The sequence below is a fragment of the Sphingomonas trueperi genome, from assembly GCF_040545965.1.
Taxonomy (GTDB): Bacteria; Pseudomonadota; Alphaproteobacteria; order Sphingomonadales; family Sphingomonadaceae; genus Sphingomonas; species Sphingomonas trueperi_C.
Genome location: NZ_JBEPMV010000002.1, coordinates 294,858 through 319,236 on the forward strand (window position 1 = coordinate 294,858; position 24,379 = coordinate 319,236).

The following is a 24,379-nucleotide window of genomic DNA, read 5'->3' on the forward strand; positions in this document are numbered from 1 at the left end:
GAGGAAGGATGAACGCACCGACGCAGGGCCAGCGCGCGCTGGCGGCGATGCTGGCGCAGGGCGGCGACGCCGGGGCAGGCCCGATAACCCATGTCGACGCAAGCGTTTACACCAGCCCCGAACGCTTCGCTGCCGAGCGCGCGCGCATCTTCGATCGCGCGCCGCTCGTCCTTGCCCCTTCCGCGTTGCTGCCCGAGCCCGGCATGGCGGTGCCGCATGACGGCTTCGGCAAGCCGCTGCTGATCACCCGCGACAAGCAGGGTCAGGCGCATGTCTTCCTCAACGTCTGCCGGCATCGCGGCACCCGGCTGGTGGATGGGTGTGACACGGTCACCGCCCCCCGCCTCGTCTGCCCCTATCATGCCTGGAGCTACACGCTCGACGGCCGCCTCGCCGGCATCCCCCGCGCCGAGGCCTTCCCCGGCCTAGACAAGACCGACTTCGCGCTGCGACGCTTGCCCACCCACGAAGCGGGCGGGCTGATCTGGTTCGCCTTCGACGAGGCGGCCGATTTCAGCCATGCCGATACGCTTGCGCAGGATTTCGCCGCCTTCGATCTCGCCGGGCAGCATTGTTTCCGCAGGCGGACCCACCACGTGCCGGCCAATTGGAAGCTGGTGATGGACGCCTTCCTGGAGAGCTACCACATCCAGCGCCTCCACGCCGGCAGCATCGCGCCCTTCTTCCAGGACGGCATTTCCGCAGCCGATCGCATCGGCCCGCACCAGCGTTCGGCGGTCGGCCGCGCCGCCAGTATCGCCGAACTCGAATCGAGCGACTGGCCGACGCTGCGCGGCGCGATCACCTACACCTACCAGATGTTCCCCGGCGCCGTGCTCGCCGTCAGCCCCGACTATATCAACCTGATGGTGCTGATGCCGCGCGCGGTGGACGAGGTCTGGGTCGAGGACTTCATGCTGATCCCGACGGCCCCCGCCACCGACAAGGCACGCGATCATTGGGAGCGCAGCTGGGAGTTGCTCGACGGGGGGGTATTCGCCGCGGAGGATTTCCGAGCGTGTGCGCTTGCCCAGCAGGGTCTCGCCGCAGGGGCGATCGAGCAGGTGACGCTCGGCGCGCTGGAAAAAGGGGTCCGCGTTTTCCACGATGCGGTCGACGCGTGGGTTTCGTGCGACAACATGCCCGTGACCGGTGCGACTCGCCCCTTCGGTCAGGCTTCTGTTCAGGAAGGGGTGCTATAACGCCGGGAACGACAAAAGGAGTTCGCCATGTCCCGTACCCGCACCCGCGCCGCTACCGCCACCAAGCAGGCCTCGCCGCAGGAAATGGTCGCGAACCTGGCCGTGCTTGCCTCGGTGTTCGCCTGGGCCGGGGTGGTCGTGACGCTGTTCGTCCACTGATCGGCGTCAGCCGCCCAGGAACAGATTGAAACTGCTGGGCAGGCGGCGTGGCACCTTGCCGCCTTCCAGCACCGCCTCGATCGCATCGATCGCCAGCACAAGGTCGCGGTGCGCATAGGGCTTGGCGAGGCACCCCGCCGCCAGCGCCCGCGCATCCGACGGGCACGCTCCCGTTACGAAAAGCACCGGCACGCCGCGCGCATAGGCAATGCGCGCCACTTCGATTCCGCTGCCGTCCGCCAGGTTGATATCCGCCAGCACCAGGTCGAGCACCTCGTGCGAGTCGACGATCCGGGTCGCATCCGCCACCGAGTCGACCGTCGCGACGATGGTGAAACCCGACTCGCGGAGGAAATGCTCGGTATCGAACGCCACCAGCGGCTCGTCCTCGACGACGAGCAGATGTTCGATCCGCCGCTTCTTCCTACCGAACAACATCCTGTTAGGGCCCCCGAATCAACCGCTTGGCACAGCCCGTAACGCGCGAGTCACAAACTGGCACCGTATATATTTTTGCCAGCCCCGATGAAATCGCTATAGCGCTGCGGTGTCTGACTCCAAGCCTATCAAAACCGCCGGTACGCCGCAGCGTATCGCCAAGCTCCTCGCCCGTGCCGGCATCGCCTCACGGCGCGAGATCGAACGCATGATCGAAGAGGGCCGCATCGCCCTCAACGGCACCACGCTCGATACCCCAGCGACCATTCTCACCTCGCTCCACGGCGTCACCGTCGACGGCAATCCTGTCGCGGAAGCCGCCCCGGCGCGGCTGTTCCGCTACCACAAGGCCGCCGGCCTGCTCACCGCCGAACGCGACTTCACCGGCCGCCCCACGATCTACGACAATCTGCCCGAGGGCCTGCCGCGGGTGATCCCGGTCGGCCGGCTCGATCTGAATACCGAAGGCCTGTTGCTCCTCACCACCGACGGCGAACTGAAGCGCGAGCTGGAGCTGCCGTCGACCGGCGTCGAGCGCAGCTATCGCGCCCGCGCCTATGGCCAGGTAAGCCAGGAACAGCTCGAGGATCTGATGCTCGGCATCGAGATCGAGGGCATCCAGTACGGCCCGATCAACGCCAATATTGAACGCCGCACCGGCGCCAATCTCTGGATCGAGATGACGCTGACCGAGGGCAAGAACCGCGAAGTCCGCCGCGTGCTGGAATTTCTGGGTCTCCAGGTCAGCCGGCTGATCCGCACCCGCTATGGCCCCTTCTATCTGGGGGACTTGCCCGCCGGCGACGTCGACGAGATCCGCCAGACCGACCTGATCACCTTCCGCACCGTGCTGGGCAAGCCCGGCGGCGGCAAGGCGGCCTCCAACCTGCAGTTCGCTGTCCGCCAGCGTGTGATCGAGCCGGTCGAGAAGGCGGCCAAGGTCGAACCCGAAGGCCGCCGCCGCCTGCCCAAGCCGGTGCCGGTCGCCAAGGGGCCCGTGTTCACCGCACGCGCCACGCCCAAGGCCAAGCCCAAGGATGGCGAGGAGCGGCCGCGTACCGCCGGCAAGCTCGGCGTACGCGAAGGCAGCGAGGGCAGCGTCGGCAAGCCCGCCCGCGCGGCCCGCGCCAAGTCCTTCCGCGACACCCGCGAGCCGCGTGCCGGCGATCTGGTCGATCGGCCGCGTGGCCGCCGCGACGCGCGCGGCGAGCAGAGTGCCGAGCGCCCCTGGTCGCGGGACCAGGACGGCGGCGAACGCGGGCGCACCGCGCGCCCGGGACGTCCTGGCGTCGCCCAAGGCGATCGGCCCCGCACGGGCCCCTCCCGCTTTGGCGGTGCCGAAGGCGAACGGCCGCGTGGCCCGCGCACTGCACAACCGGCAGGTGGTTCGGGCGACCGTAGCCGTGGACCGTCGCGCTTCGGCGGCGACTCGGCGGAGCGCGGCCGTGGTCCGTCGCGCTCCGGTGGAGATTCGGCGGAACGAGGCCGAGGTCCTTCGCGCTTCGGCGGCGACTCCGCTGAGCGCGGTCGTGGAGCGCCGCGTTTCGGTGGCGACTCGGCGGAGCGCAGCCGGGGTCCGTCCAGGTTCGGCGGCGGGGACGGCGAACGGCCTCGCAACTTCCGCAGCGATGGCCCCGCACGTTCCGGCGGTGGCAGTGACGGCGATCGCCCGCGCGGGCCGCGTCCGGGCGGCAATGGCGGTAACGGCGGCAATCGCCCCCAACGGCCCGGGGGTCCCGGCCGTCCGCCGCGGGGGCGCAGCTGATGCGGATCATCGCTGGAGACTGGCGCGGCCGCCCGCTCGCCGCCCCCAAGGGCGACACCACCCGCCCCACCGCCGATCGCACCCGCGAGGCGCTGTTCTCGATGCTCGCGTCGCGGCTCGGCAGCTTCGAGGAGCTGGCCGTCGGTGACTTTTTCGCCGGCTCGGGCGCGCTGGGGCTCGAGGCGCTGTCGCGCGGCGCCGCGTCGTGCCTGTTCGTCGAGCAGGATCGTGCGGCGCTCGATGCGCTCAAGGCGAATATCGCCAAGCTCGGCGCCAAGGGCACCGATGTCCGCCCGGGTTCGGTGATGGCGCTGGGCCCCGCCCGCGCGCCGCTCGACCTGATCCTGATGGACCCGCCCTATGGCACCGGCGCCGGCATCGTCGCGCTCGACAAGCTGGCACGGCTCGGCTGGACCGGCCCTGGCACCTGGATCAGCATCGAGACGGGCAAGACCGAGGATGTCGAGCTTGCCGGCTTCGTCGTCGATGCCGACCGAGTCTATGGCAAGGCGAAGCTAACCCTGCTCCGCCCCGAATGACCATGCAGGGCACGGACGCTGTGTCGCCTGCCCTGCTCCATGCCTGGTTGGCCGGCAGGTCGCTCGCCCGCGGCGTGCCGGCACCGGAGGCGGATCGGGGTGGCTACCGGGTCGATACCGGCTCCGACAGCGAACATTGTCGTTGGGTCTTTGCCGCGCCAAGTCCGAACCTCTCCGCGCTGGCCCGCGAGATCGACCAGCCCGGGCGGCTGATCAAATTGTGCGGCAAGGACGAGGCGCTGCGCGAACTGCTGCCCGATAGCTGGCAGCTCCACGCGCTCGCCTTCTTTATGCAGTCCGGAAGCTGGCCTGCGGCGCGCGCGCTGCCGCCCGGCTATCGGTGCGAGACGTCGGTAGTGGGGTCGGTCGCCCATGTCGCTGTCTTCGGCGACGACGGCAGCCTGGCAGCCTCGGGCTATGCGGCAGAGACCGGCGCGGCATTCGTCTTCGATCGGATCGTCACCGCGCCATCCCATCGGCGGAAGGGACTGGGCGCAGGCGTGATGGCAGCGCTCCGCGCGACCCGCACCCGCCCCGACGTCCCCGAACTGCTCGTGGCAACCGACGAGGGGCGATGCCTCTACCAGCGTCTCGGCTGGCGGGTGCTCTCGCCCTACGCGACCGCCGAGTTCGCAGCTTAGCGGCGACGCGTCAGCAGCAGCCCGATCAGGCTGAGCCCGGCGGCACCGGCCAGATACCAGCCGACCATGCCGATGCCGCCGCGCTCGACCAAGGTCTGCGCGATTAGTGGCGTGAGCCCGCCGCCGAGGATGCCGCCGAGGTTGAAGGTCACCGAAACGCCGGTGTAGCGGACCTGCGCCGGGAACAGGCTCGGCAGCCAGCCGCCCAGCGGCCCGTAGACGAAGCCCATCACGAACAGCCCGGCGGCAAGCCAGACGAACACCGCGAGCAGCGAACCCGGCACCAGCAGCACCGGCATCGCCAGCCCCAGCGGCACCATCGCGATGCAGCCGAGCGCCAGCACGAGGGTCGCGCCGCGCTTGTCGGCCAGCCAGCCGGCAACGCCGATGCCCAGCGCCATGAACAGGATCGCCGCCAGCTCGGCCCCCAGGAACGCCGCGCGCGGATAGCCGAGCGTCTTCGTGCCGAAGCCGATCGCGAACAGCGTGGCGACATAGAACAGCGCGAAGCAGGCGACAGTGCCCAGCGTCCCCGCCAGCGTCGCGCCGAGATGGGTGCGGAGCAGCACGCCCAGCGGCACCTGCGGCGGCGGGGCATGCTCGGCGGCCTCGACAAAGGCCGGAGTCTCGGCAATGCGCAGGCGCACCCACAGGCCGAGGCCGACCAGCGCCGCGCTCGCCAGGAACGGCAGCCGCCAGCCCCAGTCACGGAAGGCATCGTCGGTGAGGAAGGCGCCGAGCAGCAGGAACAGACCGTTGGCGGCGATGAAGCCCACCGGCGCGCCGAGCGGCGGGAAGCTGCCATAGCGGTACGCCCAGCCCCTGGGGGCATATTCCACCGCGAGCAGGCTCGCCCCGCCCCATTCGCCGCCCAGCCCCAGTCCTTGGCCGAAGCGAAGCAGGCAGAGCAGCAGCGGCGCCACCCAGCCGATCATCGCATGGCCCGGCAGGCAGCCGATCAGCACGGTGGAGGCGCCCATCAGCATCAGCGAGGCGACCAGGGTGGACTTGCGCCCGAGCCGGTCGCCGAAATGGCCGAACACCAGCCCGCCCAGCGGCCGCGCGAAGAAGGCGACGCTGAAGCTGGCATAGGCCGCGACCTGCTGCAGCCACGGCTCCTGCGCGGGGAAGAACAGCGGGCCGAACACCAGCGCCGTCGCCGTCGCGTAGATATAGAAATCGTAGAACTCTACCGACGTCCCCACCAGGCTCGCGAACAAGATGCGGCGGTGGGAGGCGGGCGTGGCGGCGTTGGCCATGTGCGATCCTCCGGCCGCCTCCCTCGGGCCAGTCGTCGCGCGGGTCAAGCCGCGTTCAGCGGAGCGACAGTTTCGGCACGGTATCGAAACCCCGCACTCGCTGCACCGGAAATAGGGAGTCGGATATGCGCGAATCGCCCATCAAGCGTTTGGTCTATGCGGCCGTCTTCAGCCTGCTCGCGGGCGTGCTGGTCGCCGCCTACAACCCCGTCGAGCATGTGAAGGCGGATCTTCGCGCCGATACCACCGGCGTGCGGGCCAGCCTGCATCTCGCCGCGCACGATCTGTTGCGCGGCTGATGCGAAAAGAGCGGGACCCGCGTCCCGCCCTTCCGATCAGTGGATGCCGAAGAGGCGGATGCCGGTGAGCATCAGCCAGTAGAGCCCGCCGGACAGCAGCATCGCTGCCGGCAGCGTCATCAGCCAGGCCAGCGCCATGTTGCGGATCGTCCGCGCCTGCAGCCCCGCGCCGCTGCCGACCGACGCGCCCGCCACGCCCGACGACAGGATGTGCGTGGTCGAAACCGGCACGCCGAGATGATCCGCCCCCATGATGGTGGCGGCGGCGACGATCTCGGCGGCGGCACCCATGCCATAGGTCATGTGCTGCTTGCCGATCTTCTCGCCCACGGTGACGACGATCCGCTTCCAGCCGATCATCGTGCCCAGGCCCAGCGCCAGCGCGACCACGATCTTCACCCAGAGCGGGATGAAGCGCGTGCCGCTTTCCAGGCTGTCCTGATAGGCCTTCAGCGCCTTCAACTCTTCCGGCTTGAAGCCCTCGGGCTTCTTGGTCGCGAGCTTGCTGGTGTCCAGCACCAAGTACATGTCGTTGCGAATGTTCGAGCTCGCGCGCGCCGGCACCTTGCTCAGCGAGCCATAGCTCGCCACCTGCTCGGTCAGCGACTGCGACAGCGCCTCGAGCGCGGCATAGACCTTCGCGCCCTCGGCCTTGCGGTGCTGGAGCGCATCGGTGAGGGTCGTGCGCGCCTGGGCCGGCGTCAGCGTCGTGGCGCCGCTCCGGGCGTCGAACACGGCGGTGGCGGCGTGCGAGGTCTGGACGAAGGCCGCGGTGGCACTCGTCGGCAGCGTGCGGTTGAGCGCATAGGCGGTGGGGGCGCAGCCGATCAGGATCAGCATGATCAGCCCCATGCCCTTCTGGCCGTCATTCGATCCATGGAAGAACGAGACCGCGGTGCAGGTGCCGATCAGCAGCGCGCGAATGCCGTGCGGCGGCGGCGCATCGCCTTCGGGTGCCCGGAACAGCGTCTTCCGCTTGGACAGCGCGACGCGCATCACCACGATCAGCAGCAGCGCACAGGCAAAGCCCATCAGCGGGCTCCAGAACAGCGCCGAGAACACCTTGGTCGCCTGGCTCCAGTCGACGCCGGCGGTGCCGCCGCGCGACCCGCTGAGGATCAGCTGGTTGGCGAAGCCGACGCCGAGCACCGAACCGATCAGCGCATGGCTGGAGGAATTGGGCAGGCCGACATACCAGGTCGCGAGGTTCCACAGCACGGCGGCGAGCAGCAGCGCGAAGATCATCGCGAAACCGCCGACCGAGCCGACGTTGAGGATCAGGTCCACCGGCAGCAGGGTGACGATCGCATAGGCGACCGCGCCGCTCGACGTCATCACGCCGAGGAAATTGAAGAAACCCGACCAGATCACCGCCAGCTGCGCCGGCATCGAGTTGGTGTAGATAACCGTCGCCACCGCATTGGCGGTGTCGTGGAAGCCGTTTACGAATTCGAAGCCCAGCGCGATCAGCAGCGCGAGCCCAAGGAAGGCGAACACGCCCAGCGCGAGCTGCTCGCCCGCCTCACGCGTGTCGACGACGATGCTCCATCCGGCAAAGGCGAGGCCGCCCACCAGGATGGCAACGAACAGCAGCTTGGCTATGGGGTGGGTTGTCTCGGTGAATCGGGGACTTCGCGGCAATTCTGCCGACGGAGCCTGGTCCATTGCTAGCGTCGCCATGATGTTAGCGCCTTTGCGGATGGCTTGTGACGGGGTGATGACAAAGCTGGGGGGACATGGAGTTCAGCGCAGGCATTCGGTGTGCCGGATACGCACCACCTTGCCGCTTTGATCCCGCTCCTCCTGGCGCCCGGACACGCAGCCGGGATCGCGCTTCTGCGGGGCGCGCCATGCGACCACCGCTGCAACGATGGCGAGCGTCAGCACCGCCGCGAGCCGGACCTTGGTCCGGCGAGAGGAAAACCAGTTTGCCATGGGTTAATCTGGCGCCGCCCATAGGCGCCGCATTGCGCTAGGGCAATCCACCCTGCGACGCGCTGCTACGGATTTCGGATTGCAATGGTAAGCGCTGCCGAGCGCGCTTCAGAAGTCGAGCTGGGCAAACACCCGCGGGCCCGACGGCGCTCCGTTGCCGGCCACCCGCGCCATCCAGGCGAGACCCAGCTCCAGCCCGGAACGCTCGCTGCGATAGGTCACGCTCGGCCCGACATAATGCTGATCGGTGGGCGCCGCATCGCCGTCTCCGCCCAGCCGCGCGGCGCGTCCCGAGACCTCAATCCCGTACCAGAACGGGGCAGGCCCGCGCTGGATCGAGGCGACATAGGCGAGGTTGGTCCCAGCCTCGCCATCCTCGCGGCGGTGGCGGAGCATGACATTTGCCTGAAGCCACCAGCGCGCGCTGCGGGACTCGGCGATGCCGCGCAGCTCGGCGCCGGCGTAGCGCCCCGCGCGATCGACGGAGACCTGGCCCATCAGCCCGAGCCCCACCGGCCGGTCCTCCGGCTCGACCAGCCGTACCAGCGCGACCGCGGAAAAACCGTCCAGTTGGAGATGGCTGTCCACCGCATCGACCTCGGCGCCCGCACCCAGCGCCCAGTGCCGGCCGACGCCGCGGCCGATCTCGAGCTCATGGCTATCAGCACCGCCATAGGCACCGGAATATTGCAGCTGCCATTCGCCGGCTTGCGGTTCGAGCTGCTCGATCTGCTCGGGACCGCTTTGGGCATGCGCGGCGAGCGGAACGGCCAGCACGACGAGCACCCACGTCCACCGCCGCATCATGCCCGATCCACCTCGGTCGGCCCGTCGCTGCGATCCTCGGCGGCGCGCGGTGCCGGATCGGCGACCGGCTTGGGGCGTCCGTAGAAAAAGCCCTGCGCCTGCTCGCAGCCCATCTCGCGCAGCGCCTCGGCGGCGGCGGGGGTCTCGACGCCCTCGGCGGTGACCGGCATGCCGAGCGCCCGCCCCAGCCCCGCTACCGCACGCACGATCTTGCGGCTCTCCGCCGAATCCATCGTGCGGACGAAGGAGCTGTCGATCTTGAGGTGGTTGAAACGCAGCTGGCGCAGGTGCGACAGGCTCGAATAGCCCTTGCCGAAATCGTCGAGCGCCACCCGGATCCCGGTGCGCTGGAGCGAACGAAACAGCTCGCTCACCGCGTCGATATCCTCGATGATCGCATTCTCGGTGACCTCGACGATCAGCCGCCCCGGCGCAAAGCCGGTCTCGCTGAGCACCGCGAGCAGCCGCGCGGACAGCCAGGGGTCCTTGAGCTGGATCGGCGAGATGTTGATCGACAGCGTCGCATCGGGCGCCCAGTCGCGCGCGGCGATGCACGCCTGATGGAGGATGCGTACCGAGAGCATGTCGATCAGGCCGAGATCCTCGGCAATCGGAATGAATTCGTCGGGCGCGATCATGCCGCGCTCCGGATGCTGCCAGCGGGCAAGTGCCTCGTAGCCGACCACCCGGCCGTCCGCGAGCGCCATAACCGGCTGGTAATAGGGCATCACCTCGCCCCGCTCGATCGCGCCGCGCAGATCGGCCTCGAGCGCGGCGCGGGCGCGCAGTCGCGAGTCCATCTCGGTCTGGAAGAAGCGACAGGTGCCCCGCCCCGCCCGCTTGGCCTCGTACATCGCGACATCGGCGGCGCGGAGCAGCTCGTCGGCCTGGAGCGCGTCGTTCGGGCTGCGCGCGATGCCGATCGTTGCGCCGATCTCGATCCGGCGGTCGCCGACCTGATAGGGCGCGCTGAGCCCGCGAATAATCCGCATCGCCAGCCTTTTGTCGCTGTCGCTGCCCTCGCCATGGACCAGCGCGAGCACGAACTCGTCGCCGCCGACCCGTGCGAGCAGCCCGCCGCGCGCCAGCTTGATCAGCCGCTCGGCGACCTGTGCCAGCACCGCATCGCCGGTCTCATGGCCGTGGACGTCGTTGACCGGCTTGAAGTGGTCGAGGTCGATGCAGAACAGGCTGCACTGGGTGCCGTCATCGGCCGCGCGCTCGATCAGCAGCGGCAGTTCGTCCTGCAGCACCCGACGATTGGCAAGCCCGGTGAGCGGATCGTGGCGGGCCAGCTGGTTGGCGCGCGCCTCGGCGGCATCGCGCTGGTCGATCTCGCGGGCAAGGTCTGCGGCACGGCGCACCGCCAACACGACGAAGCCAATGCCCGAGAGCGCGAAGGTGAAGAAATATTCGTCGAGCTGCCAGCCTTCATGCGCCTCCATGAAGGCGATCAGCCGCTCGAACATGTTGGTCTGGTCGAAGAACATCGCGAACAGGGCCGCGACGCCCAGCATCACCACCGCCTCGATCGGGCGGATGACGTGGTGGCGAGTCTTCTTGGGCGGCGGGCGCATGCTGTCTCCGTGGCCCGAGGGGCCAGTTTCATTGTAGAGCAGTTACGAAAAGCGCCGCTTCCGTAGCGTTACGGAGGCATCGGCTCGTTCGGGTGCTTGCCCCCGCCGCCGACGTTCCCTAGTTGTTCACGGATGTCGCTTGCCCCTACCCCCCAGGACGCTCCCTATCTCCAGGGCCTGAACGAACCCCAGCGCGAGGCCGTGCTGACCACCGAAGGCCCGGTGCTGGTGCTGGCCGGCGCGGGCACCGGCAAGACCGCGGCGCTCACCGCGCGGCTGGCGCACCTGCTGTGGACGCGAAAGGCCTATCCGTCCGAAATCCTGTCGGTCACCTTCACCAACAAGGCGGCGCGCGAGATGCGCGAGCGCGTCGGCCGGCTGGTCGGCGACGCGGTGGAGGGCATGCCTTGGCTCGGCACCTTCCACGCGATCGGCGCGAAGATGCTGCGCCGCCATGCCGAGCTGGTGGGGTTGCAGAGCAACTTCACCATCCTCGACACCGACGACCAGCTCCGCCTGCTCAAGCAGCTGATCATCGCCAACGATCTCGACGAGAAGCGCTGGCCCGCCCGGCAGCTCGCCGGGCTGATCGACGGCTGGAAGAACCGCGGCATGATCCCCGCAGACCTCGATGCCGGCGAGTCCGAGAGCTATGCGAACGGCCGCGGCCAGTCGCTCTACGCCCAGTATCAGGAACGGCTGCGGCTACTCAACGCCTGCGACTTTGGCGACCTTCTCCTACACATGCTCACCATTCTTAAGACCAATCGTGAAGTGCTGGAGCAATATCAGAAGCGCTTCCGCTACATCATGGTGGACGAGTATCAAGATACCAACTCGGTCCAGTATCTGTGGCTGCGGCTGCTGGCGCAGGAGCGCAAGAACATCTGCTGCGTCGGCGACGACGATCAGTCGATCTACAGCTGGCGCGGCGCACAGGTGGAAAATATCCTGAAGTTCGAGAAGGACTTCCCCGGCGCCGTTGTGATCAAGTTGGAGCAGAATTATCGCTCCACGCCGCACATTCTGGGCGCTGCGTCGGGCGTGATCGCCAACAATGGCGGGCGGCTCGGCAAGACGCTGTGGACCGAGGTGGACGTCGGCGAGAAGGTGAAGGTGCTCGGCGTATGGGACGGGCCCGAGGAAGCCCGCCGCGTTGGCGAGGAAATCGAGGGGCTGCAGCGCGGCGGCTTGAGCCTCGACGCCACCGCGATCCTGGTCCGCGCCCAGCACCAGACCCGCGAGTTCGAAGACCGTTTCATCGCGATCGGCCTACCCTATCGCATCATCGGCGGCTTCCGCTTCTACGAGCGCCAGGAAATCCGCGATGCGCTCGCCTATCTGCGCGTGGTCGCGCAGCCGGCGGACGACCTCGCCTTCGAACGCATCGTGAACGTTCCCAAGCGCGGCCTGGGCGACAAGGCACTAGCCAAGGTCCACCAGTTCGCGCGCGCGCAGGGGCTGCCGCTCGCCACCGCGGCCGCGCGTATCCTCGATACCGACGAGCTGACCCCGCAGGCACGCCGCGCGCTCGGCAACCTGATCGGCGACATGGCGCGCTGGCGGAGCATGGGCGACGACCTCCAGCATCCGGACCTCGCGCGCAACATCCTCGACGAGAGCGGCTATACCGCGATGTGGCAGGCCGATCGCACCGCCGAGGCGGCAGGGCGACTGGAGAACCTCAACGAACTCGTCCGCGCGATGGAGGAATATGAGAGCCTCTCTGCCTTCCTCGAGCATGTCAGCCTGGTGATGGACAACGAGGCTTCGGCCGAGGAGCCCAAGGTCACGATCATGACGATCCATGCCGCCAAGGGGCTGGAGTTCGACACCGTGTTCTTGGCGGGGTGGGAGGAAGGGATCTTCCCCTCGCAGCGCGCGCTCGACGAGGGCGGGCTAGCGAGCCTGGAGGAGGAGCGCCGGCTCGCCTATGTCGCGATCACGCGGGCGCGGCGGCGGGCGATCATCCTGCATGCGGCCAATCGCCGCATCTATGGGCAATGGACGTCGAGCCTCCCAAGCCGGTTCGTCGGCGAGCTGCCGCCCGAACATGTCGAGTCGGAAAGCACGATGACCGGCGGCGAAAGCCTGTGGCGGGCGAACTGGAGCGAGCGGAGCGATCCCTTTGCCGACGTGTCGCGTGGTGCGGGCCGGGGTCCCGGCTGGCAGCGTGCGGCGGGTGTGGACACCAAGAACCCGGGCGGCGCCTTCACCGCGCGTACCTTCACTCGCGACCAGCCACGCGTGCTGGAAAGCCGCGCGTCCGCCGTCAGTTTCGGCGCCAAGCCGCGCGGCGACCTGTCGCTCGGCCTGCGCGTGTTCCACCAGAAGTTCGGCTATGGCACGATCGCGGAGATCGAGGGCAACAAGCTCGAGATCGATTTCGAGCAGGCCGGGCGCAAGCGGGTGATGGACAGCTTCGTCAGCGTGCCCGACTGACGCGGGAGGTCAGGCCTCCGGCTCGACCTTCATCAGCGTGTTGCCGACATATTTGTCGAGCTCGGGATCGAACATCTCGCCGATCTCGAAGGCGCGGTCGAGCACCGAGACTTCCTTGAGGCCGTCGACCTTGAAGGTGGCGATCTTGGGCTCGCGCGGCAGCATGCCTTCGCGCGAGACGATCTGCGCATCGGTGTAGAGCGACTCGTTGCGCGTATAGAGAATGTACGGCGCAACGATCATCCGCGTGCGGTTGTACGTCACCTGCAGGCACCGCAGGCGAACGATCCCTTCCAGCACGAAGGGCGTGTTGTTGACAGGGGTGTCGGTCACGGCAGCGCTAACGTTCATGAGACAAATATGATACCAATGCTGCAGGGCAGCAAGCGCAAAGCGCATTATACCATGGGACACTCCCCTCCCAGCTTTGTTTCGCGCATAGCTTCGTTCAGCCGCGCTTCACGCGCAAGGGCGGAAGGAAGCGCCGTTCCCGGCCACCGCGCCGGTCGGGATGAATGAAGGAGACTCGCATGAAGCATGTCCTGGCCTTGGTCGCGCTCGCGACCGCCGGCCTCTCGGTCGCAGCGCCGGCCTCGGCGCAGCAATATGCCTCGCCGGATCAGGAGCGCGCCCGCTTCGAGGCGGCGCGCGAGCGGTTCGATCGTGAATACCGGCAGTTCCAGCAGGCATCCGAACGCTACGCAAATTACAGCGACTGGCTGGCGCATGCGCCGCCCCCGCCGCCGCGTATCGATGCGCGCGATGAAGGCGATTATGAGCCTTCGCGTTACTATCGCCCCGGCGACAGCGAACGCGTGCTGACCAGCAACGACCGCGTCTATCGCGGCGATGACGGTCGCTATTATTGCAAGCGTCCGGACGGCACCACCGGCCTGATCGTCGGCGCAGCGGCTGGCGGCTTGTTCGGCAACGTCATTTCCGGCCGCCATTCGAGCACCGTCGGCACGCTGCTGGGAGCGATTGCGGGCGGCGCGATCGGCAATTCGGTCGATCGCAACAACCAGATGAACAACCAGGACGTGCGCTGCCGCTGAGGCGCGTGCTCGGGGCTTCGCACACTTCGTCGCGAAGCCCCTTGTCCTCCGGATCGCGATGCCTAAATTGAACCTGCGGGACCGGGCCCCTCTGGCGGCGGCTTCACCTGAAGCCCCGTGATGTCGGACCGCATCGAGCATGCTCGGTGCAGGATCGGCGGTGTTCTCCCACTCCCTCGCACCACCCTCCCATCGGGCCGCTCGATCGATGCAATCATCGATTTGGAGCCATAACGATGACGATTGTTGAACGCCTGATCGCCACCCACCGGATGCTCGAACGCGAGATCCGCAGCGAATTGCGGCGCCGCTTGCCGGACGCCTTCCGCCTGGCGCAGCTCAAGAAGCACAAGCTTGCGGTCAAGGACCGGCTGCACCTGCATCTGCCGGGACCGGCCGCGCGGCTCGCGCTGGTGCCGAGCCGCCGCTGAGCGACGGCGGGTTGGGTCCGGCGATCGCCGCCGGACCCTGTATCCTCAATGCCAGAAGATCAGCAGCAGGATGATGATGGGAAGCGGAATCCCCAACAGCCACAATAGGATGCCCTTGCCCATTTCAATCTCCTGAAAACGTCGTTTCGCTTTCGACTAAACCATGGTTTGGCCCTGTTGTTCCGGGCTGGGAACCGAGCGCGCGCTGATGCACTAAGCTGGCGATGAAAACCGACGGCCTCCCCATGCCCCGCCGCCTTACCGCTATCGCCGCCGTGTCGTTCGGCACGGCGCTGGTGGTGATCGACGGCGCCATCGCCACCGTGGCGCTCCCCACCATCGCGCACGACCTGCACGTCGACTCCTCGGCCGCCGTGGCGGTCGTGACAGTGTACCAGCTGGTGCTGGTGATGCTGCTCCTGCCCTTTTCGGGGCTGGGCAATCGGATCGGGCTCAAGCGGCTCTACCAGATCGGCCAGATCGTCTTCACCGTGGCGACGATCCTGTGCTTCTTTGCCAAGAGCCTGCCTTTCCTGCTGATCGTTCGTGCGGCGCAGGCGGCGGGTGCGGCCGCGGCGCTCAGCGTCTCCTCGGCGCTGGTGCGGCAGATCTACCCCGCCAAGCAGCTCGGGCGCGGGCTGGGGGTCAATTCGGTGGTGGTCTCGGTCTCGGCCGCGATCGCGCCGACGCTGGGCGGCCTGGTGCTCGCGATCGGACCCTGGCCTTGGGTGTTCGCCTCGGCCGTACCCTTCGCGATCGCCAGCCTGTTGCTCGGCCGCTCGTTGCCCGACATTCCGCGCTCCAAGGCGCCGTTCGACGTGCTCGGCGCGGTGCTGTGCGCGGCGATGTTCGGGCTGGTGATCGGCGGCGCAGAAAGCGGCGTGCATGGCGACAGCCCGGTGGTCTCCGCCGCGGTGGTGCTCGCTGGCGTGGCGATCGGCGTGATCTTCGTGCGCCGCGAACAGGGCGAGGCCGAGCCGATCCTGCCGGTGGACCTGCTCGCCCGGCCGGTGCTGGCGCTCTCCACCATCGGCGCGTTCACCGCCTTCGTCGCGACGATGAGCCTGCTGCTCTCGCTGCCCTTCCGCCTCCAGCACGGCTATGGCTTCGCGCCCTCCGAAGTGGGCGCCGTGATCGCCCCTTGGCCGCTAACCACGATGTTCGTCGCGCCGCTCGCCGGCACCCTCTCCGACAAATATCCGGCCGGCGCGCTGGGCGGGATCGGCATGGCCATCGCCATTGCGGGGCTGATCGCCCTCGCCTTCCTGCCGCACGACCCGAGCTATTTCGACATTGCCTGGCGGATGTCGCTGACCGGCGCGGGCTTCGGCATGTTCCTCTCGCCCAACGCGCGGCTGATCATCGGCTCGGCCCCGGTCGAGCGCGCGGCGGCGGCGGGCGGTCTGATCTCGACGACGCGGATGGTCGGGCAAACCACCGGCGCGACATTGGTCGCCGCCCTGCTGGCGATGGGCGTAGGTGCGGGCATGACGCCCGCGCTCGTCGCCGCGGGCCTGGCGCTGATCGCCGGAATCTGTAGCCTCGCCCGCCTGCGCCCGTCGGTCCGCAACCCGGCCAAGGTCGAGGCCGACCAGGCCCAGCCCGCGCAGATGGGATAAAGCTTTAGTCCCCCCAACCTAGGGAAGCATTGCGCAGGGCCGGGCACCGCGCCAAGAGCGAGACCATGTCACCGCATCCGTTCGCCATCGGCAATTTCCGCGCCTATTTCGTCGCCCGCCTCGCCGCAACGCTGGGGCAGATGGCGATGGTGATCGTGATCGGCTGGCAGGTCTACGACATCGCCCGCCGGACGATGAGCATCAAGGAAGCGGCCTTCCAGCTCGGCATGATCGGCGTGGCGCAGTTCCTGCCGCTGTTGTTCCTGTCGCTGTTCGCCGGCTGGGTGGCCGACCGGATCGACCGGCGCTGGATCGCCCGCGCCGCCGTCGCGCTGGAAGCGTTCTGCGCGCTCAGCCTCGCCTGGCTGACCTGGCAGCAGACGATCACCCTGCCCGCCCTGTTCAGCATCGCGGCGCTGCTCGGCGTCGCCCGCGCCTTTGCCAGCCCGGCGCTGGGCGCGCTGGCACCCAATCTCGTGCCCAAGGCCGTGCTGCCGACCGCCATCGCGCTCAGCTCGCTCGCCTGGCAGAGCGGCACCGTGATCGGCCCGGCGATGGGCGGATACCTCTACGCCGCCGCCTCGTGGCTGGCCTATGCCGTGTCGGGCGGGCTGTTTCTCGTCTCGCTGCTGATGCTGTTCCTGATCGGCCCGGTGCCGGTCGCCAACCGCAAGTTCACCGGCAGCCCCTGGTCGCAGATGGTCGACGGGCTCCATTATGTCCGCCGCAACCGGCTGGTGCTCGGCGCGATTTCGCTCGACCTGTTCGCGGTGCTGCTCGGCGGCGCGACGGCGATGCTGCCGGTCTATGCCCGCGACATCCTCCAGGTGGGGTCCGAGGGTCTCGGGCACCTTCGCGCCGCCCCTGCGTTGGGTGCGGTGGTGACGGCCCTGTTCTTCTCGTGGCGCCCGCTCAAGACCAATGTGGGCGTGAAGATGCTGGTCGCGGTCGCACTGTTCGGCGTGGCGACGGTGGTGTTCGGCGCGGCAGCCCCGCTGCTGGTGCCCGTGCTCGGCCCCAAGGCTGTGGGCACCGATCTGTCGCCTGCCGTGCTGGTCTCGCTGGCCGCGCTGTTCGTGCTCGGTGCGGCTGACATGGTGTCGGTATACGTGCGCCAGTCGCTGATCCAGCTCTACACGCCGGACGAGATGCGCGGCCGCGTCGGTGCGGTCTCCACCCTGTTCATTTCCGGCTCCAACGAGCTGGGCGAAGCCGAAAGCGGCTTCCTCGCCGCGCTGATCGGGCCGGTCGCCGCGGTGATCGGCGGCGGCATCGGCGCGATCCTTGTCACGCTGCTGTGGTCGAAGCTATTCCCTGAGCTCAAGCGGGCTCGAACCTTCGATCCTCCGGCCACCCTCGAAGTTCCTCCCAAGGAGATGACGACATGAAGGCCCATTCGATCCTCGAGACGATCGGCAACACGCCGCACGTCCGTATCAACAAGCTGTTCCCCGGTGCCGAGGTGTGGATCAAGTCCGAGCGCTCGAACCCGGGCGGCTCGATCAAGGACCGTATCGCACTGGCGATGGTCGAGGCGGCCGAGAAGGACGGCAGTCTCAAGCCCGGCGGCACGATCGTCGAGCCGACCAGCGGCAATACCGGCGTCGGTCTGGCGATGGTCGCGGCGGTGAAGGGCTACAAGCTGATCCTGGTGATGCCGGAGAGCATGTCGCTCGAACGCCGCCGGCTGATGCTGGCCTATGGGGCGAGCTTCGACCTCACCCCGCGCGAAAAGGGCATGAAGGGCGCGATCGAGCGGGCACTCGAAATCGTCGAGAGCACGCCCGGCGCCTGGATGCCGCAGCAGTTCGAAAATAGTGCGAACATCGACGTACATGTGCGTACCACCGCACAGGAAATCCTCAACGATTTCCGCGACACGCCGATCGACGTGATCATCACCGGCGTCGGCACCGGCGGCCACATCACCGGCGTCGCCGAGGCGCTGAAGAAGGAATGGTCGAACCTCAAGGTGTTCGCGGTCGAGCCGGAACTGTCGCCGGTAATCTCGGGCGGCCAGCCCGGTCCGCACCCGATCCAGGGCATCGGCGCGGGCTTCGTGCCCAAGAACCTGCACACCGACGCGATCGACGGCGTGATCAAGGTCGACGCCGCCGTGGCCAAGGACATGGCGCGCCGCTCGGCCGCCGAAGAGGGCATGCTGGTCGGCATCTCCTCGGGCGGCACGCTGGCGGCGATCCTGCAGAAACTGCCCGACCTGCCCGACGGCGTCCGCGTCCTCGGCTTCAACTACGACACCGGCGAGCGCTATCTTAGCGTGCCGGACTTCCTGCCGGAGAGCTAAGGTCTGATCAAATGTGGAGGGCGCTGCCCCTCCACCGTCATCGCGGCGAAAGCCGGGATCCATTCGCCATTCGGTTGCGGCAAGAGCCGTAGCGGTGAAGGCGATGGATCCCGGCTGTCGCCGGGATGACAGCTAGTTACTGACTAATTCTCGGCCTTATGATCAACTTCGGCAGGCTCCGCCGACCCGTTGCTTGACGTGGCCTCTGCCGGCTCCGCGATTGCCGGGAGCGCGACCTGCACCTCCACTCGCCGGTTTTTCGCCCGACCCTCCGGATCGTCGCTGCCGTCCGCCTTGGCATTGGGCACCAGCGCGCGGGTTTCGCCGAACGCGATCACCGTCATCCGCTCGGCCGGCACGCCTTTCGACAGCAGATAGTCGCGCACCGCTTCGGCCCGCTTGCGCGACGAAACCAGGTTGTCCCGATCGTTGCCGCGCGTGTCGCTGTGGCCGCCGATCGTGATCGGGCCGCCTGCGGCCAGGGTCGCGTTACCCAGCATCTCGTCGAGCAGTTTCCTGCCGGCATCGTCCAGCTTCAGCCCCGACCCGCCGAAGGGCACCACGAGATCCAGCGGCTTCAGCTCGGGCTTCTCGGGCTCGTCCGGCACCACCTCGGGCCGGAGGATCGACTTGGGTGCCTCCGCGGCGCTGTTGTTCGCCAGTCCGTCCTCTTCGGCGAGGATGCTCTTGTTCTCGGCCGCCGCGTTGTCGCGCGCGGGCTCCCGCGCATTGCAGCCCGCAAGGGCCACTGCCACCCCCAGCATCGCCCATCTGGTCATGCAACCTCCTCCTGCAGTCGTCGCGCCGCCGGCATGGGGGGCACGTACGAGATGATCGTGTCGCCGGGCTGCGGCGTTGGCCGGCTGGCGTGCGAGAAAAAGCGGAGCAGCCCGCCCTTGCGCACCAGCAGCAGCATGTCGGCCGCGTCGGGCAGGTCGGCCTTGGCGGCGTCGAAGTCGAACTGCTCGGTCAGGCGGGTCTTGCGGAAGGTCCAGCCGCCCTGCTCGCGCTCGACGATCTCGTCGACGCCGTGCCCGCTGGTGAACAGCGCGCGCCCGCGCAGCGACTCCGGCAGCGCCCGCGCATCCTCGTCATCGCCGCCGCTGCCGAGCTGATAGACATTGTCGCGGCCCATCTCATGGGCGAATTCGTTGCAGACCAGCGCGTTATAGGCTTCGTTGTCGCTGGTCGCGGCGAGCACCTGGAACTGCGACATGTCCAGCCGATCCTCGGTCGCCTCGGCGAGGATCTCGCCATGATAGGTGGCGATGCCCGCCGAGCGCGCCGCCCGCAGCCGCTGCCAGCTAGTGTCGCAGATCGTCACCGGGATTTCGAGCTGGCGGAGCTGGTCGGCGAGCGCAAGACTCCAGGGCGTGCCGCCGACGATCAGCAGCCCGCGTTCAGTGGCGCCGGTCACCTTGAGCAGCCGCGCGACCGGGCCGATCGAGAAGCCGTGCGCGAGGATCGTCGCCACCACCACGGCAAAAGACAGGGTCACCAGGATCGACCCGTCGCTATACCCCAGCTTGTCGAGGCGCAGCGCGAACAGGCCGGAGATCGCCACCGCGACGATACCGCGCGGCGCGATCCAGGCGACCAGCAGCCGCTCGTTCCACGGCACTTTGGTGAAGGCGAGGCTCAGCAGCACGGTGATCGGCCGCACGAGGAACAAGAGCGCGGCGAGGAAGGCGAGGAAGCGCCACTCGAAGTGCCGCAGCACCTCGAAATCGAGCGAGGCCGAGAGCAGCACGAACACGCCCGAGATCAGGAGGACGGTGACGTTCTCCTTGAACGGGTGGATGTCGCGCAGCGAATCCAGCTTCATGTTGGCGAGCGCCACGCCCATCACCGTCACGGTAATCAGCCCGGTTTCCTGCTGGATTAGGTTGGAGCCGACGAACACGCCGATCACCGCGACCAGCAGCACCGGCGCTTTCAGATACTCAGGCACATGTCCGCGCTGGAAGGCCCAGCCGATCGCCTTGGCGACGACATAGCCGATCAGCCCGGCAACGATGCTCGCGGCGAGCAACGAGCCCAGCACGCTGAGCAGCGTTCCGCCGTCGCCCGAGCGGCGGAGATATTCGTAGGTCACCAGTCCGCACAGCGCACCGATCGGATCGTTGACGATCGCTTCCCACTTCAGGATCGCCCGAGGCCGCTGCGCGACGTTGCTCTGGCGGAGCAGCGGCAGCACAACAGTAGGTCCGGTGACGACAAGGATGCCGGCGAACAGCGTCGCGACGGGCCATACCAGCCCGGCGGCATAGTAGAGCGCCAGCGTGCCCAGCCCCCATCCGATAGGGACGCCCAGCAGCACCAGCCGGGTTACCGCGCCGTCGGTGCGCCGCAGCTCGCGGAAGTTGAGGCTCAGCCCGCCTTCGAACAGGATCAGCGCGACGGCGATCGAGACGATCGGCTCGAGCAACTCGCCGAACACCGCGTGCGGCTCGATCAAGCCAGCAACGGGCCCCGCGAGCACCCCCGCGACCAGCATCAGGGCGATGGCGGGCCAGCCGGTGCGCCAGGCAATCCATTGGGCACCGATGCCAAGCGCACCGATCAGCGCGATGACGAGCGCGGGTTGATGCATTCGGAGAACAGACCTTCTTTTATGCGCAACCACGTTGCGCGCCCCGCCCTCAATACGGTTGCACTGCGGCATCGGTTCCGTTTCGCTGGCGATCGGAACTGTGTTGTTCCCAGTTCAGGCGCTTTGGGATACAGGCGGCCACCCTGATTTCGGAACATCGCAACCGCCTGTGACGCCTGCCCTTCCCACTGCTTCTCCTCCTTTGTGGCTCCGCCTCGTTCTCGGCATCGTCGCGCTCGCCGCCTTGGTGGTGCCGGCGCTGCTGGTGCTCGACGCGCCCAGGATGCCGCATCGCGCCCGCCGCGTGCCGCCGGTCGCGCTGGCCAACCGAGTGGTGCCCAAGGAAGAGCTGCCCCCGGTCGAGCCGGTCGCGATCGCCGATCTGGATCCCGAGGATGCCCGCGCGTTCAACGCCGCGATCCCCTTCTCCACCGATCCGAACCCGGCTGCACGCCCCTTCCATCTGGTCGGGGCGGCGGACAGTCAGGCGCGCGCGGTCGACTGCCTCGCCGCCGCAGAAATCTACGAAGCGGGAGACGACGCGCTGGGCGAGCGTGCGGTGGCGCAGGTGATCCTCAACCGCGTTCGCCACCCCGCCTTCCCCAAGACGGTGTGCGGCGTGGTGTTCCAGGGATCGGAGCGCAGCACCGGCTGCCAGTTCACCTTCAGCTGCGACGGCGCGCTCACCCGCTGGTCGCCGACGCCGGTGGCCTGGGCCCGCGCCCGCGAGATCGCGAAGATGGCGCTGCACGGCACGGTGTTCCGCCCGGTCGGCCACGCGACCCATTACCATACCGACTGGGTGGTGCCCTATTGGAGCGCGAGCCTCGACAAGATCGTCGAACTCCACACCCACCTGTTCTTCCGCTGGGCGGGCTGGTGGGGCACCCCGCCCGCGTTCAATCGCGGCTATGTCGCCGACGAGCCCAAGGTGGCGCTGCTGGCCAAGCTGTCGCCTGCCCATCTCGGCGAAGTGCTACCAGCCGACGAGGCGAGCAATCTGCCGGCCGACCTCGCGACCCGCATGGCCGCCATTCCGGCGAGCGCGGTCCCGGCGCCGGTGACCGGCGATCCCAATGTTTTCCTGATTGTCCTGCCCAAGGGCGTGACGGCGGAGAGCTTCCCGGCACTGGCAATGAAGGCGTGCGGCGAGCGCCCCTATTGCAAGTTCATGGCGTGGAGCGATCCGGCCAAGCGTCCCCCGCGGCTCCCGCCGACCGGCGAGCAGGCAGCCGCGATGAGCTTCAGCTATCTTCGCGACGACACGGCGAAATATGCCAAGGCGCTGTGGAATTGCGAGCAGTTCGCCCGGCCGGCGCTGGCGCAGTGCATGCGCCGTGCGCTCCCACCGCAGCCGTCCCCCTCGCCGACGCCGACGGCAGTCGCAACGCCCGCGCCAGCGGCGGGCCCTACCCTGCTCGACGGCGTCCGCCGCAAGGCGCCGCCCGCACAGAACAAGGCCGGCGTCGCGGCTCCCGCAACGCCGGCCTCTTCAGTCCCCAGCAGCGATTAGGCTGCCTTGAACATCACCGGGTCGAGCGCCATCACGCTCTCGCTGCCCGCCTCGATCTTGCGGCGCAGGCCGCTCGCATCGGGGAGGAACCGCTCGGCGTAGAAGCGCGCGGTGACCAGCTTGGCCTCGAGGAAGGCGACGTCCTCGGCGCCCTGCGCCAGCGCCTCGCTCGCCGCCTTGGCCATGCGCAGCCACATCAGGCCGAGCGCGACCAGACCGGTCAGCTGCATATAGGGATAGGCGCCCGCGCCGACTTCGTTGGGGTTCTTGAACCCGTTCTGCGCCAGCCACATCGTCGCACCCTGCAGATGGCCCAGCGCCTTCTCCAGCGCCTCGGCAAAGCCCGCCAGCTTCGCATCGCCCTTGGCCGCCGCGACTTCCTCGCTCACGACGCGGAAGAAGGCCTGCACCGCACGGCCGCCATTCAGCGCGAGCTTGCGGCCGACCAGGTCCATCGCCTGCACGCCGTTGGTGCCTTCGTAGATCATCGCGATGCGGGCATCGCGGACATACTGCTCCATGCCCCATTCGGCGATATAGCCATGGCCGCCATAGACCTGCTGGCAGTCGGTCGCGACCTTGTAGCCGATATCGGTGCCGACGCCCTTGATCACCGGGGTCAGCAGCCCAATCAGGTCGCCAGCGAGCTGGCGCTCTTCCTCCGTCGCAGCGGCATGCTCCATGTCGACCTGGAGCGCACCCCACAGGCACAGCGCACGCAGACCTTCGATCTGCGCCTTGGCCTCCATCAGCATGCGGCGGACGTCGGGGTGGACGAACAGGGTGTCGGCCTTCTCAGCCGGCTCCTGCGGCCCGGTGAGCGCACGGCCCTGGCGCCGGTCGCCGGCATATTGGACGGCGTTCTGCATCGCGACTTCGGCGATGCCGAGGCCCTGCAGGCCGACGCCGAGGCGCGCCGCGTTCATCATGATGAACATCGCGGCGAGACCCTTCATCTCCTCGCCTACCAGCCAGCCGGTGGCGCCGTCATAGTTCATCACGCAGGTCGAGTTGGCGTGAATGCCCATCTTGTGCTCGATCGAGCCGCAGCTCACCCCGTTGCGTGCGCCGAGCGAGCCGTCGTCGTTGACCAGGAACTTCGGCACCACGAAAAGCGAGATGCCCTTGGTGCTGTCCGGCGCGCCGGGGGTCTTGGCGAGCACCAGATGGATGATGTTGCTGGTCAGGTCATGCTCGCCCGACGAGATGAAGATCTTGGTGCCGGTGATGCTGTAGGATCCGTCCGGATTGGGCTCGGCCTTGGTCTTGATGAGACCCAGATCGGTGCCGCACTGCGGCTCGGTGAGGTTCATCGTGCCGCCCCATTCGCCCGAGATCATCTTGGGCACGTACTTGGCCTTCTGCTCCTCGGAACCCTTGACCAGCAACGCGGCAATCGCGCCGTGGGTAAGGCCCGGATACATGGCGAAGGCCATGTTCGAGGCGATCATATATTCCTCGAACGCGGTCGCCACGACATGCGGCATCGCCTGGCCGCCGAACTCGGCCGGCGCGCTCAGCGTACCCCAGCCGCTCTCGACGAACTGCTTGTACGCTTCCTTGAAGCCGTCGGGCGTCGTCACGCTGCCGTCGGGATGGCGGGTGCAGCCCTGCTGGTCGCCGCTATGGTTGATCGGAAACAGGACCTCGGCGACGAACTTGCCGCCCTCCTCCAGCACCGCATCGACCACGTCGGGGGTCGCCGCCTGGAAGTGCGGCAGGTTGGTGTAGCGATCGAGCCCGATGACCCGATCGAGGACGAAGCGCGTGTCGCGCACGGGCGGGGTAAACTGCGGCATT

The 24,379-nt window shown here is 68.1% G+C and carries 23 protein-coding genes; 13 read left to right on the forward strand and 10 right to left on the reverse strand.

What is annotated here, in order from left to right; genetic code table 11:
• Positions 1-8 precede the first annotated feature (8 nt).
• Complete coding sequence (locus ABIC35_RS05190; protein WP_121077275.1) at positions 9-1,202, forward strand: aromatic ring-hydroxylating oxygenase subunit alpha; 1,194 nt, start codon at positions 9-11, stop codon at positions 1,200-1,202.
• A gap of 27 nt (positions 1,203-1,229) precedes the next feature.
• A complete protein-coding gene (locus ABIC35_RS05195) occupies positions 1,230-1,361 on the forward strand; it encodes a hypothetical protein (protein WP_354278328.1) in 132 nt (43 codons plus the stop codon).
• Between the two features lie 6 nt (positions 1,362-1,367).
• Here ABIC35_RS05195 and ABIC35_RS05200 read toward each other — a convergent pair whose 3' ends face one another.
• The gene (locus ABIC35_RS05200; protein ID WP_121077277.1) at positions 1,368-1,799 is read right to left on the reverse strand and encodes a response regulator; all 432 of its coding nucleotides are present in this window, start codon (positions 1,797-1,799) and stop codon (positions 1,368-1,370) included.
• Positions 1,800-1,908: 109 nt separating this feature from the next.
• On the opposite strand from ABIC35_RS05200, the gene ABIC35_RS05205 reads away from it, so the two are divergent.
• Genes ABIC35_RS05205 through ABIC35_RS05215 form a run of 3 tightly spaced genes read left to right on the forward strand, consistent with a single transcriptional unit; the run spans position 1,909 to position 4,744 of the window.
• Positions 1,909-3,564, forward strand: coding sequence for a pseudouridine synthase (locus ABIC35_RS05205; RefSeq protein ID WP_354278329.1), 1,656 nt, complete (start codon positions 1,909-1,911; stop codon positions 3,562-3,564).
• The gene (gene rsmD / locus ABIC35_RS05210) at positions 3,564-4,103 is read left to right on the forward strand and encodes a 16S rRNA (guanine(966)-N(2))-methyltransferase RsmD (protein WP_121077279.1); all 540 of its coding nucleotides are present in this window, start codon (positions 3,564-3,566) and stop codon (positions 4,101-4,103) included. The genes ABIC35_RS05205 and rsmD overlap by 1 nt, the downstream gene beginning before the upstream one ends.
• Before the next feature lie 20 nt (positions 4,104-4,123).
• Positions 4,124-4,744 (forward strand): GNAT family N-acetyltransferase, encoded by a 621-nt coding sequence (locus tag ABIC35_RS05215; RefSeq protein ID WP_354278330.1) that lies wholly within the window; start codon positions 4,124-4,126, stop codon positions 4,742-4,744.
• On the opposite strand, the gene ABIC35_RS05220 is transcribed toward ABIC35_RS05215, so the two are convergent.
• Positions 4,741-6,003: an MFS transporter gene (locus tag ABIC35_RS05220; protein ID WP_121077283.1), complete on the reverse strand. Its 1,263-nt coding sequence runs from the start codon at positions 6,001-6,003 to the stop codon at positions 4,741-4,743. The genes ABIC35_RS05215 and ABIC35_RS05220 overlap by 4 nt on opposite strands.
• A 125-nt stretch (positions 6,004-6,128) precedes the next feature.
• Here ABIC35_RS05220 and ABIC35_RS05225 point away from each other — a divergent pair, with 125 nt between their 5' ends.
• The gene (locus tag ABIC35_RS05225; protein ID WP_183049388.1) at positions 6,129-6,302 is read left to right on the forward strand and encodes a hypothetical protein; all 174 of its coding nucleotides are present in this window, start codon (positions 6,129-6,131) and stop codon (positions 6,300-6,302) included.
• A gap of 36 nt (positions 6,303-6,338) precedes the next feature.
• Here the strand turns inward: ABIC35_RS05225 and ABIC35_RS05230 are convergent, their stop codons facing one another.
• The 4 genes from ABIC35_RS05230 to ABIC35_RS05245 form a co-directional block, all read right to left on the reverse strand.
• Entirely contained in the window at positions 6,339-7,982 is a 1,644-nt protein-coding gene (locus ABIC35_RS05230) for an inorganic phosphate transporter (RefSeq protein WP_183049389.1), read from the reverse strand.
• A 63-nt stretch (positions 7,983-8,045) separates the two neighbouring features.
• Positions 8,046-8,237, reverse strand: a complete 192-nt coding sequence (locus ABIC35_RS05235) for a hypothetical protein (protein WP_121077287.1) — start codon at positions 8,235-8,237, stop codon at positions 8,046-8,048.
• Positions 8,238-8,345: 108 nt separating this feature from the next.
• A complete protein-coding gene (locus tag ABIC35_RS05240; protein ID WP_121077288.1) occupies positions 8,346-9,041 on the reverse strand; it encodes a hypothetical protein in 696 nt (231 codons plus the stop codon).
• Positions 9,041-10,621: a putative bifunctional diguanylate cyclase/phosphodiesterase gene (locus ABIC35_RS05245; protein WP_121077290.1), complete on the reverse strand. Its 1,581-nt coding sequence runs from the start codon at positions 10,619-10,621 to the stop codon at positions 9,041-9,043. The genes ABIC35_RS05240 and ABIC35_RS05245 overlap by 1 nt, the downstream gene beginning before the upstream one ends.
• 132 nt (positions 10,622-10,753) lie before the next feature.
• On the opposite strand from ABIC35_RS05245, the gene ABIC35_RS05250 reads away from it, so the two are divergent.
• A complete protein-coding gene (locus ABIC35_RS05250; protein ID WP_121077292.1) occupies positions 10,754-13,063 on the forward strand; it encodes an ATP-dependent helicase in 2,310 nt (769 codons plus the stop codon).
• A gap of 9 nt (positions 13,064-13,072) precedes the next feature.
• Here the strand turns inward: ABIC35_RS05250 and ABIC35_RS05255 are convergent, their stop codons facing one another.
• Positions 13,073-13,396 carry a WYL domain-containing protein gene (locus tag ABIC35_RS05255; RefSeq protein ID WP_354278331.1) on the reverse strand — a complete coding sequence of 108 codons (324 nt, stop codon included), beginning with the start codon at positions 13,394-13,396 and terminating at the stop codon, positions 13,073-13,075.
• Positions 13,397-13,593: 197 nt separating this feature from the next.
• On the opposite strand from ABIC35_RS05255, the gene ABIC35_RS05260 reads away from it, so the two are divergent.
• The 5 genes from ABIC35_RS05260 to cysK all read left to right on the forward strand — a co-directional run bounded on the left by ABIC35_RS05260 (position 13,594) and on the right by cysK (position 18,473).
• Complete coding sequence (locus ABIC35_RS05260; protein WP_121079400.1) at positions 13,594-14,118, forward strand: glycine zipper 2TM domain-containing protein; 525 nt, start codon at positions 13,594-13,596, stop codon at positions 14,116-14,118.
• A gap of 236 nt (positions 14,119-14,354) precedes the next feature.
• Entirely contained in the window at positions 14,355-14,549 is a 195-nt protein-coding gene (locus ABIC35_RS05265) for a YdcH family protein (protein ID WP_093295138.1), read from the forward strand.
• A 224-nt stretch (positions 14,550-14,773) separates the two neighbouring features.
• Entirely contained in the window at positions 14,774-16,168 is a 1,395-nt protein-coding gene (locus ABIC35_RS05270; protein WP_121077296.1) for an MFS transporter, read from the forward strand.
• Positions 16,169-16,233: 65 nt separating this feature from the next.
• Positions 16,234-17,556, forward strand: a complete 1,323-nt coding sequence (locus ABIC35_RS05275; RefSeq protein WP_121077298.1) for an MFS transporter — start codon at positions 16,234-16,236, stop codon at positions 17,554-17,556.
• On the forward strand, positions 17,553-18,473 hold the full coding sequence (cysK, locus tag ABIC35_RS05280; RefSeq protein ID WP_121077300.1) for a cysteine synthase A: 921 nt from the start codon (positions 17,553-17,555) through the stop codon (positions 18,471-18,473). The genes ABIC35_RS05275 and cysK overlap by 4 nt, the downstream gene beginning before the upstream one ends.
• A 143-nt stretch (positions 18,474-18,616) precedes the next feature.
• Here the strand turns inward: cysK and ABIC35_RS05285 are convergent, their stop codons facing one another.
• Positions 18,617-19,252, reverse strand: coding sequence for an OmpA family protein (locus tag ABIC35_RS05285; RefSeq protein WP_121077302.1), 636 nt, complete (start codon positions 19,250-19,252; stop codon positions 18,617-18,619).
• Positions 19,249-21,066: a cation:proton antiporter gene (locus tag ABIC35_RS05290; protein ID WP_121077304.1), complete on the reverse strand. Its 1,818-nt coding sequence runs from the start codon at positions 21,064-21,066 to the stop codon at positions 19,249-19,251. Before ABIC35_RS05290 ends, ABIC35_RS05285 begins: the two co-directional genes overlap by 4 nt.
• 202 nt (positions 21,067-21,268) lie before the next feature.
• Between ABIC35_RS05290 and ABIC35_RS05295 the strand changes: the two genes are divergently transcribed.
• On the forward strand, positions 21,269-22,579 hold the full coding sequence (locus ABIC35_RS05295) for a cell wall hydrolase (protein WP_354278332.1): 1,311 nt from the start codon (positions 21,269-21,271) through the stop codon (positions 22,577-22,579).
• Here the strand turns inward: ABIC35_RS05295 and ABIC35_RS05300 are convergent.
• Positions 22,576-24,378, reverse strand: a complete 1,803-nt coding sequence (locus ABIC35_RS05300; RefSeq protein WP_121077306.1) for an acyl-CoA dehydrogenase C-terminal domain-containing protein — start codon at positions 24,376-24,378, stop codon at positions 22,576-22,578. The genes ABIC35_RS05295 and ABIC35_RS05300 overlap by 4 nt on opposite strands.
• Position 24,379 lies beyond the last annotated feature (1 nt).